The organism is Azohydromonas australica DSM 1124 (genome assembly GCF_000430725.1).
Classification (GTDB): Bacteria; Pseudomonadota; Gammaproteobacteria; order Burkholderiales; family Burkholderiaceae_C; genus Azohydromonas; species Azohydromonas australica.
In genome coordinates this window covers 300,537-311,652 of record NZ_KE387204.1, presented here as the reverse complement: position 1 = coordinate 311,652, position 11,116 = coordinate 300,537, and the positions used below count along the sequence as shown (strand labels likewise).

General features: G+C 70.9%; 10 protein-coding genes. 4 read left to right on the top strand and 6 right to left on the bottom strand.

Annotated elements, in window-relative coordinates:
• The first annotated feature begins 103 nt into the window (after positions 1-103).
• Genes H537_RS0123335 through H537_RS0123325 form a run of 3 tightly spaced genes read left to right on the top strand, consistent with a single transcriptional unit; the run spans position 104 to position 2,169 of the window.
• On the top strand, positions 104-1,183 hold the full coding sequence (locus tag H537_RS0123335) for a substrate-binding domain-containing protein (RefSeq protein WP_028999780.1): 1,080 nt from the start codon (positions 104-106) through the stop codon (positions 1,181-1,183).
• Positions 1,184-1,223: 40 nt separating this feature from the next.
• Positions 1,224-1,676, top strand: coding sequence for a hypothetical protein (locus H537_RS0123330; RefSeq protein WP_051243137.1), 453 nt, complete (start codon positions 1,224-1,226; stop codon positions 1,674-1,676).
• Positions 1,677-1,695: 19 nt separating this feature from the next.
• Positions 1,696-2,169 carry a DUF6152 family protein gene (locus H537_RS0123325; RefSeq protein ID WP_028999778.1) on the top strand — a complete coding sequence of 158 codons (474 nt, stop codon included), beginning with the start codon at positions 1,696-1,698 and terminating at the stop codon, positions 2,167-2,169.
• Positions 2,170-2,255: 86 nt separating this feature from the next.
• Here the strand turns inward: H537_RS0123325 and H537_RS0123320 are convergent, their stop codons facing one another.
• From H537_RS0123320 to H537_RS0123305, 4 genes are all read right to left on the bottom strand, one after another.
• Complete coding sequence (locus tag H537_RS0123320; RefSeq protein WP_238446770.1) at positions 2,256-3,008, bottom strand: aldose epimerase family protein; 753 nt, start codon at positions 3,006-3,008, stop codon at positions 2,256-2,258.
• Between the two features lie 110 nt (positions 3,009-3,118).
• Positions 3,119-3,646, bottom strand: a complete 528-nt coding sequence (locus tag H537_RS0123315) for a DUF421 domain-containing protein (protein WP_028999776.1) — start codon at positions 3,644-3,646, stop codon at positions 3,119-3,121.
• A 14-nt stretch (positions 3,647-3,660) separates the two neighbouring features.
• Entirely contained in the window at positions 3,661-4,155 is a 495-nt protein-coding gene (locus tag H537_RS49620) for a hypothetical protein (RefSeq protein WP_028999775.1), read from the bottom strand.
• A gap of 63 nt (positions 4,156-4,218) precedes the next feature.
• Positions 4,219-5,196: an AEC family transporter gene (locus tag H537_RS0123305; RefSeq protein WP_238446769.1), complete on the bottom strand. Its 978-nt coding sequence runs from the start codon at positions 5,194-5,196 to the stop codon at positions 4,219-4,221.
• A gap of 219 nt (positions 5,197-5,415) precedes the next feature.
• Between H537_RS0123305 and aroQ the strand changes: the two genes are divergently transcribed.
• Positions 5,416-5,862: a type II 3-dehydroquinate dehydratase gene (gene aroQ / locus H537_RS0123300; protein WP_028999773.1), complete on the top strand. Its 447-nt coding sequence runs from the start codon at positions 5,416-5,418 to the stop codon at positions 5,860-5,862.
• Positions 5,863-5,931: 69 nt separating this feature from the next.
• Here aroQ and H537_RS44995 read toward each other — a convergent pair whose 3' ends face one another.
• Together H537_RS44995 and H537_RS0123290 are read right to left on the bottom strand one after the other, a co-directional pair.
• Positions 5,932-9,876, bottom strand: coding sequence for a PAS domain S-box protein (locus tag H537_RS44995; RefSeq protein ID WP_051243136.1), 3,945 nt, complete (start codon positions 9,874-9,876; stop codon positions 5,932-5,934).
• Positions 9,873-11,072 (bottom strand): PAS domain-containing protein, encoded by a 1,200-nt coding sequence (locus tag H537_RS0123290; protein ID WP_028999772.1) that lies wholly within the window; start codon positions 11,070-11,072, stop codon positions 9,873-9,875. Before H537_RS0123290 ends, H537_RS44995 begins: the two co-directional genes overlap by 4 nt.
• Positions 11,073-11,116: the final 44 nt, after the last annotated feature.

Sequence of the window (11,116 nt, the reverse complement as noted above, 5' to 3'; positions counted from 1 at the left end):
GGCTATGTCGGGGCAGTCATATGTTTGAATCGACCGAAACTTCCTTCGGCCCGGGCGCGACGATAGCCCTGGGGTGTTTGTCAAATATGCAAAGGCTTGCCAGATGTTCCGCATCCGCATCACGCCACGCTGGGAACTGGAGCGCGTGGACGGCGCTGCGCCGCAGGCCGACACCACGGCGCTGATCGCGCTGCTGGCTGCCATCGCCGAAACCGGTGCCATTGCCGAGGCCGCGCGCGCCCTGGGCCTGAGCTACCGCAACGCCTGGGGGCAGGTCAAGCAGGCGGAAGCGCTGTTTGGCCAGCCGCTGCTGGTGGCCGGGCGAGGGCGGGGCTCCACGCTCACGCCGCTGGCCGAGAAGCTGATCTGGGCCGACAAGCGCGTGGCGGCGCGGCTGTCGCCGCTGCTGCAGTCGCTGGCCTCGGAGCTGGAGGGCGAGCTGGAGCGCACGCTGCCCGCACCGCCGCGGGTGCTGCGCCTGCATGCCAGCCACGGCTTCGCGGTGGCGGCCCTGCTGGAGGAGCTGCAGGCGCAGCAGCTGCCGCTGGAGCTGCGCTACCGCAACAGCTTCGAGTCCGTGGCGGCGCTGGCCCACGGCGAGTGCGAGCTGGCGGGTTTCCACGTGCCCATCGGCGAGTTCGAAGCCGCCGCGGCCGAGCGCTACCGCTCGTGGCTGCAGCCGGAAAAGCACCGGCTCGTGCACCTGGCGGTGCGCACGCAGGGCCTGTTTGCCGCGCCGGGCAATCCGCGCCGCATCGGGGGTGTCGAGGACCTGAAGCGGCCGGACCTGCGCTTCGTGAACCGGCCCACGGGCTCGGGCACGCGCCTGCTGACCGAGCTGCTGCTGGCGCGCCACGGGCTGTCGCCGCGGCAGGTCAACGGCTTCGACAACGCCGAGTTCACGCACGCGGCCGTGGCAGCCTTCATTGCCAGCGGCATGGCCGACGTGGGGCTCGGGGTGCAGACGGCCGCGCAGCGCTTCGGCCTGCATTTCATTCCGCTGCTGCGCGAGCGCTACTTCCTGGCCTTCAACGCGGCCGACGAGGCCCGGCCGGACCTGCGGGCGCTGCTGGCATTGATGCGCTCGGTGCCTTATCGCTCACGCGTGGCGGCGCTGCCGGGTTACGAGGCGGCGCACACCGGCGAGGTGTGCGGGGTGCGGGAGGCGGGGCTGGTGGGCTGAGCCGCGTCCGGCACCCCGGCTGTTCCTATATGGTCCGCGCATGCCCGATCTGCGCACCCTTGAAGCCCCGGCCGCCCTGGCCTGGATCACCGGCCATCCCTGGGCCTACCCGGCGCTGGAGGCGACGCACATCACGGGCATCGCACTGCTGCTGGGCAGCCTGGTGGTGTTCGAGCTGCGCGCCTGGGGCGCGGGGCGCGAGCTGCCCGCGCCGGCACTGGCGCGGCTGGCGCTGCGCGTCTCCCTGGGCGGTTTCGTGCTGGTGGCGGCCAGCGGGTTGCTGATGTTCGGCAGCCAGCCTGGGGAGCTGTTCGCCAACCGCTACTTCGTGGCCAAGCTGGGCCTGCTGCTGGCCGCCGGGCTCAACGCCGTGCTGTTCCACTGGCGTGGCGGCGCCGGGCGGCTGGACGGCGTGGCGCGGGCACAGACCGCGCTGTCGTTGGGGCTGTGGCTGGCGGTGATCATCTGCGGTCGCTGGATCGCCTACGCCTGATTGGGAAAGGAAACTGAAGATGGATCTCACGAGACGACTGCTGGTGGCCTCCGGCGCGGTAGCGCTGCTGCCCTCGGCGCGTGCCCACCATGGCTGGAGCAGCTTCGACCAGAGCCGCCCGATCTACCTGGAGGGCGCGGCGCGCGAGGTTCGCTGGCGCAACCCGCACGCGGAGCTGGTGCTGGAGCTGCCGCCGACGCTGGCCCTGCCGGCGGACCTGCGCCAGCGCCCGCTGCCGGCCCAGAGCGCCAGCGTGGACGGCCCGGCGCTGCTGGCCAACGCCAAGCTGCCCAGCCGCAAGGACAAGCGCTGGACCGTGGAGCTTGCGCCGCTGACGCGCATGCAGGCCTGGCAGATCGAGCCCATCAAGCGCGACGCGAACGTGGGCGTGCTGGGCTTTACTTTCTACGAGGAAAAGGGCGACCCGGTGCTGCGCGCCGAATACCTGTTCGTCGACGGCAAGGCTTATGGGTTGAGGTCGTCGCCGGCCTGAGAGATCGCAACGAGGGTGACAAAAGAGGGTGGCGGTAGACGAGAGGGTTTCGCGGACAGAGCGGAACCCTTTCACGGCAGGTGCAATCAGCCGGCACCCTGCTCCAGCTCGACCAAGAAATTGCCTGAGAATCTTTCCCCCGGCCTCAGCACCACCAGATTTTTCACCCGTACCGGCTCGACGCAGATGAATTTGCGCCAATCCCCGTCCGGCAAATCCTTCAGCTTTCGAGCCTCTTCCCGCCCCGGGTTCCACACCATCCACTGGTCGAAACCCGAAGCCGACAGGCGGATGCGCCGGGAGCCCTCGATCAGCGTCACGGCCGGGCAGCCGTCGTAGAGGCGCTCGAATATCGCTTCGCCGAACTGCAGCACCGGCTCGTCCTGCCGCGTGAAGGCGGGCTGGTAGCGGTCGGAGGCCGCCACGCCCTGCAGCCCTTCCACCCGGAGCTGCAATAAATCATTCACCGCGAAATACGGGTGCAGCCCGCCGGTGAAGCTGAATTCGTCATCGCCGGTGTTCAGCACGGTGAAGCTGAAATCGATGCGGGATTCGCGCGCCAGCACTTCCAGCTCCAGCCGAGCGGCATGGGGCCAGCCCGGAAAATCATCCGGCGTGATTTCCAGCACGTAATGAAGGCGCTCCCGCGCCGCGTCGGCCCCATGCTCCAGCAGCGTCCAGTCGCGGTTGCGGGCAAACCCATGCTTGAGCAGCGGGCCATATTCCGCGAACTGCGGAAACAATACCGGCACGCCGCCGCGCGCCGGGCCCTCGAAACGCTCCGCCAGCGGACTGCAGTAAAAGGGGTCGCCGGCATCGCCGAGCCGGGCCCGCAGCACCTGGGCGCCCAGCGGGCAGTGGACAAGCATGTTCATGGTTTTACGGGTTGGATAAATTCGATCCGTTGATTCTAGAACCCTACCCGGCGCGATTTCAGCCTGTGCCGCCGCTACACCCGCTGCGCATGCTCGCGCAGCGCACGCGCGACGGCAGTTTCCACGGCCTTCTCGATGCGGCGCTCCAGGTCGGCATGCTCGTCCATCGGAATGACGGAAATACCGCCGCTGGATTCAAGCACCGCATACTTGATCTGATCCAGTTGGCCAATACCCTGGTTCTGCCGCGCCGCCTGCAGAATGTCGTCCACGCTGACGTTCGAGCGCTTCAGCCGGTCTTCCAGCACGCGGCCATGGTCCACCAGCATCAGCGGCGTGCCCTCGATGAATTTCTCCATGCGCGGAAACTTCGTCTTTATCACCGCCACCAACCGGTCCAAGGCCACCAGGGTCAGGATCACGGCCAATCCGGTCGTGACCGAACGGTCGTCGTCCACCAGCGCGTTCTGTGTCGCCTCGCTGATGATCAGCACCAGCACGAAATCGAAGGTGGACATTTCCGACAGCGTGCGCTTGCCGGCCAGCCGCAAAATCACCAGCAGGAACAGGTAGACGCAGAAGGTACGGGCAAAGACGTCCATGGCCGCGCTCCGCTTCAGGGATACACGAATTGCCTGAAATTCAGGCGCGATTCGCCGGCCACCGCGATCCAACCCTCCAGCATGCCCATCTTCCTGGGTTCGAAGGAGAATTGAACTTGCATCGGTTTTTGCGAGTCGGCCGAGAAAAAGTAGGCCGTGCCCTCGCTCTCCAGCACGCTTTTCTCCGGCTCGGGCGTGATGTCCCGAATCTCCACGTCCTGCAGGTATTTCGCATCCAGCACCGCGCGCACCTGCCCGTTGGCGGGCGGCAGCGTCAGGGTCAGCTGGTTGGCCGACTTGACGGTCATGAAGCGCTCGAACTGCAGCGACGCGCTGCCGTCCAGACCCCGGACGTGGCTCGTGGACAAGGGACCATGGCCCAGCAGGCCGAAGGCGATGGCGATCAGCAGCCCGTAGAGCAGGAACCAGCTGACCTTCTGGACGCGCCACTCCCGGTGCTGCAGGCGCAGGTCTTCATCCAGTTGCAGGTCCGCATGTCGTTGCTTCATGTCCCGGGGGCTGGCAGCCGAGCGGTGATGCCCTCGGATGGCAAGGCCCGCTCCCGGACAGCCTCACACCCAGCCCAGCCCCGCCGTCAGCACCCACAGCCAGCCGCTGATGGTCAGGAACGACAGCAGCGTGGCCAGCAGCAGCACCGCGGCGGCGAAGCTCTCCTCGCCGTGGCGCTGCGCCAGGATGGGGTAGATGCTGAGCATGGGCATCGCGGCGAAGGCCACCGCCGCGGCGCGCAGCGGCCCTTCCAGCGGCACCACCATCAGCAGCGCCAGCACCGCCAGCGGGTGCAGCAGCAGCTTGGCGCAGGCGACGCTGGCGATGTCGCTGAGCCGCCCGCGCAGCGACAGCCCCACCAGCGAGCCGCCGATCACGAACAGCGCCACTGCGCTGGAGGCGTTGGCCAGCAGCTGCACCGCGCGCGCCGCCGGCGCGGGCAGCTCCAGCCCCAGCAGCGACATTCCCAGGCCGCCCACGATGGACAGGATCAGCGGGTTCAGCGCCAGCCGCTTGAGCGTGCGCCACAGCGTCGCGCTCCAGACCTTGGAGCTGTTGTCCCCGTCGGCCAGCGCCACCGCCGTGGGAATCATCAGCAGGTTCTCCACCAGCATCGTCAGCGCCATCGCCACCGCCGCTACCGGGCCCAGGAACTGCACCACGATCGGGTAGCCCACGAAGCCGCTGTTGGAGGCGCTCATGCCCAGCCCGGCATAGGCGCTGAAGGCAATGCCGCGGCGCTTCAGCCGCCAGGCCACCAGGAAGCCGCCTGCCAGCATCGCCGCCGAGCCCGCCGCGTAGGCCAGCAGGAAATGGCCGTTGAGGATCTCCGCCACGCGGCGCGAGGACAGCGCCTGGAACATCAGTGCCGGCAGCGCGAGCTGGATCACGAAGCGCCCGAGCACCCGCGACTCCGCCTTGCTGAACCACCCGCGCCGCCCCGCCAGGTAGCCCAGCCCGATCAGCAGATAGATGGGAACGGTGATGGAGAGGATGTGCAGCATCGGGAAAGGCAGGCGCGGGCGGACGGGCGGCAACACGATCGCCACCGCCGGGAAGCGGCGCAACATAAGGGTTTACCCGCTCTCTGTCGATGCGATGGCGCGGCGGGCGGGCTTGGCGTTCCGCCATCCGGGACGCTGCACGCCCGGCGCGGTTAAGCTGCCGGCCTTTTTTCGCGGATGCGCCGCTGGGTGCGGCCGGCTCCGCGGGCCTTGGGCCTTCTCCTCAACCCGCTTCAACTCACCCTGGGACGCCTCATGAAGATCCTCACGCTGCACGGCATCAACCTCAACATGTTCGGCAAGCGCGACCCCAAGCAGTACGGCACCGCCACGCTGGCGCAGATCGACGACCAGCTGCGCGCGCTGGGCCAGGAGCTGGGCGCGGAAGTGGAGTGCTTCCAGACCAACTTCGAGGGCGAGATGGCCGAGCGCATCCACCGCGCGCACACCGACGGCACCGAGGCCGTGATCATCAACGCCGGCGCCTGGACGCATTACAGCTACGGCATCCGCGACGCCCTGGCCATCCTCAAGTGCCCGATCATCGAGGTGCACATGTCCAATATTCACGCGCGCGAGGCCTTCCGCCACACGTCCGTGATCGCCGAGCTCGCGCGCGGCCAGATCGCCGGCTTCGGCGTGGACAGCTACCTGCTGGGCCTGCGCGCGGCGGTGTCGGCGGTGCAGCAGGCACAGGGCTGACCGGCGCCTTGATGTCTCTCCGTTCGGGCTGAGCCCTTCGACAAGCTCAGGGCGAACGGAAGGTCGAGCTCAGTCGGGCTTGACCGCCGCCGACCTTATCAGCCGCACCAGCGGCTCCAGCGCCCGCTCCAGCTCGGCCACCAGGGGCCGCAGCGCCTCGGTGTCGAGCGGGGTGCCTTCCTCGCGCAGCCGCGTCTCCAGCGCGCGGGCGGCAGCGGCCAGCTCGGTGGCGCCCAGCGTGGCGGCTACGCCCTTGAGCGAGTGCGCCACCAGCATCGCGCCGCGCTGCTCGCCGCGCGCCAGGTGCGCCTGCAGCTTGCGGGCGTCCTCGCCATGGTGCTCGGCGAAGACGTGCAGCAGCGACTCGTAGCGGTGCTCCAGGCCCGGCAGGTTCGACAGCGCCGCGGCCACGTCCACGCCCGGGTGCAGCGCCAGCCGCGCCAGCAGGTCGCCTTGCGCCTCGGCGGGCGGCGGCGCGGTCGGCACCGCCGGCTCGGCCACCACGGGCGCCGCCGCCGGCACCGCGGCGGCCCGGCGCCCGCCGGGCAGCCACTTCAGCAGCGTGGCGTACATGCTCTCCGGGTCCACGGGCTTGGCCACGAAGTCGTCCATGCCCGCGGCCAGGCAGGCGGCGCGGTCCTCGTCGAAGGCGTTGGCCGTCATCGCCAGCACCGGCAGTGCCGCGAATTCGGGCCGGGCGCGCAGCGCGCGCGTGGCCTCCAGGCCGTCCATCACCGGCATCTGCACGTCCATCAGCACCAGGTCGTAGTGCTGGCGCTGCAGCTTCTCCAGCGCCTCGCGGCCGTCCTCGGCCACGTCCACTTCCAGGCCCGCGCCGTGCAGCAGCTCCTGCGCCACTTCGCGGTTGACGAAGTTGTCCTCGGCCAGCAGCAGCCGCGCGCCGGCGTGGTGCAGCCGCAGCTCGGCCTCGGCGGCGGCCAGCTGCGGCGTGCCCGAGCACAGCGGCTGGCCGCGGCCCAGCCAGGCCGTGAACCAGAACACGCTGCCCTGTCCCAGCGTGCTGCGCGCGCCGGCCTCGCCGTCCATGAGGGCCGCCAGCCGCCGCGTGATGGCCAGGCCCAGCCCGGTGCCGCCGTGCTTGCGCGTGGTGGAGGCGTCGGCCTGCTCGAAGGCCTCGAACAGCCGCGGCAGCTGCGCCGGCTCGATGCCCACGCCCGTGTCCTCCACCTCGAACCGCACCCGCACCCGCTCGTCCTCCTGCTCCAGCAGCTTCGCGCGCAGGGTGATGCGCCCGCGCGCCGTGAACTTCACGGCGTTGCCGGCGTAGTTCAGCAGCGCCTGGCGCACGCGGGTGTCGTCGCCGCGCAGCCACAGCGGCGTTTCGTCGGTGTCGATCTCGACCGCCAGGCTCTTGGCCGAGGCCGAGTCGCCGACGATGGAGCGCACGTGGTCCAGCAGCGCCTGCAGCGCGAAGTCGCGCTCCTCCAGCCGCAGCTTGCCGGCCTCGATCTTCGAGAGGTCCAGGATGTCGTTGATGATCGACAGCAGGTGCCGCGCCGCGCCCTCGATCTTGGACAGCCGCGAGGCCTGCTGCGGCGTCGGGCCCTCGCGCGTGAGCAGGTGCGTCAGGCCCAGGATGGCGTTCATGGGCGTGCGGATCTCGTGGCTCATGTTGGCCAGGAAGGCGCTCTTGGCGCGGCTGGCGGTCTCGGCCGCGGCGCGGGCCTGGTCCAGCTCCGCCGTGCGGCGGCTTACCAGCTCCTCCAGGTGGTGGCGGTGCGCGTCGAGCTCCTCGGCCATGCGCGTCTTCTCGGTCACGTCCTCCTGCACCGAGACGTAGTGCGTGACGCGCCCGGCGTCGTCGCGCAGCGGCATGGTCACGGCCGAGTCGATGTACTCGCTGCCGTCGCGGCGGCGGTTGAGGAAGCTGCCTCGCCAGGTACGCCCTGCGGTGAGCGCCTGCCACAGCTCGTGGAAATCCTCGCGCGGCGTGCGCCCGGACTGCAGCAGCCGCGGGTTGCGTCCCAGCACCTCCTCGCGCGCGTAGCCGGTCTGGCGCACGAAGGCCTCGTTGACGTATTCGATGTGCCCGTCGACGTCCGTGATGATGATGCTCTCGCTGCCCTGCTCCACCGCCTGCGCGAGCTTGCGCAGCTGCGCCTGGCTGGCGCGCAGCGCCGCGTTGGCGGCCTCGGCGCGGGCACGCTCGGCCACCGCGTCCTCCGCCAGGTTCAGCGCTGCCAGCCGCGCGTTGCGCTGCGCCTCCAGCGCCGCCGCCTGCTGCTCGTGCAGCGCCTGTTCGGCCTGCACGCGTGCGGACACGTCCTCGGTGAGGATCAGGATGCCGCCCACGCTGCCGTCGCCGCGGTGCCACGGCTGCACCACCCAGCGCTGCCATCGCACGCTGCCGTCCTCGCGCCGGAACATGTCCTCGTCGGACTGCAGCACCTCGCCGCCCAGGGCGCGGCGGTGGACGTCGCGCCACGCCGGCGGGATGTCGGGGAACACCTCGTAGTGCGAGCGCCCGGCCAGCGCCTGGCCTTCGAGCCTGTAGTCGGTGAGCCAACGCCGGCTCACGGCCAGGTAGCGCATGTCGCGGTCGAACATGGCCAGCGCCACCGGCGCGTGCTCGATGAACAGCTGCAGCCGCTGCTCGCTGCCGCGCAGCGCCTGCTCGGCCTGCCTGCGCGCCTGGATGTCCTCGATCACGGAGATGAAGCAGTCGGGCTCGCCGTCGCCGCGCCAGCTCAGCGACACCGTGAGGTTGATCCAGACCTCGGCGCCTTCCTTGCACAGGTAGCGCTTCTCCATCGAGTAGGTCGTGATCTCGCGCGCCAGCATGCGGCGCACCTCGTCCAGGTCGGCTTCGAGGTCGTCGGGGTGCGTGATGTCCTGGAAGGTCAGCGCCAGCAGCTCCCGCGGGGCGTAGCCGACGATGTCGCAGAGCTTCTGGTTCACGCGCAGCCAGCGCCCGTCGGGCGCCACCAGCGCGATGCCCACGGCGGCCTGCTCGAAGGTCGCCTGGAAGCGCTCCTCGCTGGCCGAGAGGTTCACTTCCGCCTCGCGCTGCTTCTCGCGCGCGGCGTGCAGCAGGGCACGGGCCGCCTCGATCTCGGCAATGCGGCCACCCCGTCCGGGCCTGGGCGTGGGCTGGGCCAGCGCGGCCACGGCACGCCCCAGGCGGCGCCCGGCCAGCAGGCCGCCGATGGCCCCCAGCAGCGTCGCGCCCAGCACCGCGGCGGCCAGCGCGCTGGCGGCCCGCAGCCACAGCGCGCGGTACTCGCTGCGCGGGATCTCCACCACCACCGACCATCCCGAGAGCCCGGACGGCGCGGCGAAGCGCTCGGCGCCGTCCAGGTCCGCGCCCGCCGGCGCGCGGTGTGCGATGGGCTGGCCCTGCCCGTCCAGCAGCGACGCGGCCCAGCCCCTGGGCAGCTGCAGCGCGTCGAGCTGGCGCTGCAGCACGGCGGTTTCGACCAGCGCCAGCAGCGCCAGCGCGGTGCCGTCCTCGCGCCGGGCCGGCACGGCGATGGCCACCAGTGACTGCTGCGTCTGCGGCGATACCACCACGTCGCCCACCACGGGCTGGCCCGAGGCCACCGCGTTGGGCCCGGCGGCGCGCCCCTGCGGACGCGGCAGCACCGGCAGGGCCGTGCCCAGCGGCACGCGCGTGTTGAAGAGCATGCGCATGTCCGCGTCCGCCAGGATCACGTGGCTGCCGAAGCTCTGCCTGAAGCCCCGCGCCGCCTCGTACAGCGCGTCCCAACCGCGGGTCTGGCGCAGCTGCGACGACCGCGCGAGCATCTCCAGTGCTGCGATGCGCGTGGCCAGGACCTGGTCCACCGCGGCGGCGAAGTTGCGCGCCTGGCTGCGCGCCCGGTCCTCGTAGGCCAGCCGCCCGGTGTTGACCCGGTCCCAGGCCAGCGCGCCGGCCAGCAGCGTCAGCGGCAGCAGGCACCACCACACCAGCCGGGTCAGGTAGCCCACCAGCGACGTGCCGCTGTCCGGGGGCCGGGCGGCTCCGGCCGGCGTCACGGCGTCCTCGCGCCTCATGGCGCGGCCACCCTGGCGTGCTGGCCGCCGCCGTCCTCGTCGAAGCCCAGCGGATACGGCGGCTGCTGGCCCAGCGCCATCGACAGCGCGTTGACCTGGCGCTTGAGCTCGATCATGTCCAGCTCGCGCCCCACCATGACGCGGTTGAAGCGCTCCAGCTCATCGTTGCGTGCCGTGAGCGCCTGCTCGGCGTGCCTGCGCTCGGTGATGTCCAGCGCGATGCGGCACACGTAGCGCGCCGTGCCCTGGGCGTCGAGCACCGGGAACAGGTGCGACATGAACAGCCGCGACTGCCCGCCCACCGGCACCGTCTCCTCCACCGCGCAGCGTTCCAGCGAGCGCAGCACGCGCGCGTCGTTGGCGCGGAAGGCCGCCGCGGCTTGCGCCGGGAACAGCTCCAGGTCTGTGCGGCCCACGATGTCCGCCTCGGCGAGGCCGAGGATGCGCTGCAGGTTGGGGTTGGCGACGACGTAGCGGCCCTCGCGGTCCTTGATCGACAGCGCCGAGGGCGAGAAGTGCACGATCGCGTTGAGCTTGTGCTCTCGGTCGTGCAGCTCTTCCTCGGCCTGCTTGCGCTCGGTGATGTCGCGCGAGATGCCGAAGACGCCGACCACCGCGCCGCCGGCGTCGCGCAGCGGGCCGCGGGTGGAGAGGAACACGCGCCGGCCCAGCCCGGTGTCGAGCTCCACCTCGCGCGTGCGCACCTGCGCGTCGGCCAGGATGCTGTGGTCCAGCGCCGTGAGCGCCTCGATCTGCGCCGCTGGGAAGATGGCGCTGTCGTCGCGGCCGAGTGCCGTGCCGGCGTCCCGGCCCAGCCAGCGCAGCGCCGCGGGGTTGCAGAACAGGTAGCGGCCCTCGCGGTCCTTGGCGGTGATGGCGTCGGAGGAGTTCTCGGCGATGGCCTCCAGCAGGTGCCGCTCCTTGAGCTCGCGCTCGCGCAGCGCCCGCAGCTCGCCGGTCCAGCGTCGCAGCTGGTGCTGCAGCAGCAGGGCCGTCACCAGCACGAAGGCCCAGCCCTTGGCCGTGTCCACCATCGCGTGCCACGCCGGGTCCGTGACCAGCCCGTCCACGGCGCGGTCGGACAGCAGGATCCACAGCGCGGCCACCGCGACGTAGGCCAGCACCAGGCGGTCGCCGCGCGAGCGGGCCTTGCGATAGCCGGTGGTGTCGGGTGAAGGAGGCGGGGCGTTGGGCAAGTCGGCGTTCGCGGCGGTGAAAGGGCCGCTGCGCCGCGGCCCGG

What these genes read in the sequence shown, in the direction of transcription:
- H537_RS0123335 (WP_028999780.1), top strand. Translation starts at nt 104, where the DNA reads ATGTTCCGCATCCGCATCACGCCACGCTGGGAACTGGAGCGCGTGGAC.
- H537_RS0123330 (WP_051243137.1), top strand. Translation starts at nt 1,224, where the DNA reads ATGCCCGATCTGCGCACCCTTGAAGCCCCGGCCGCCCTGGCCTGGATC.
- H537_RS0123325 (WP_028999778.1), top strand. Translation starts at nt 1,696, where the DNA reads ATGGATCTCACGAGACGACTGCTGGTGGCCTCCGGCGCGGTAGCGCTG.
- H537_RS0123315 (WP_028999776.1), bottom strand. Translation starts at nt 3,646, where the DNA reads ATGGACGTCTTTGCCCGTACCTTCTGCGTCTACCTGTTCCTGCTGGTG.
- H537_RS49620 (WP_028999775.1), bottom strand. Translation starts at nt 4,155, where the DNA reads ATGAAGCAACGACATGCGGACCTGCAACTGGATGAAGACCTGCGCCTG.
- aroQ (WP_028999773.1), top strand. Translation starts at nt 5,416, where the DNA reads ATGAAGATCCTCACGCTGCACGGCATCAACCTCAACATGTTCGGCAAG.
- H537_RS44995 (WP_051243136.1), bottom strand. Translation starts at nt 9,876, where the DNA reads ATGAGGCGCGAGGACGCCGTGACGCCGGCCGGAGCCGCCCGGCCCCCG.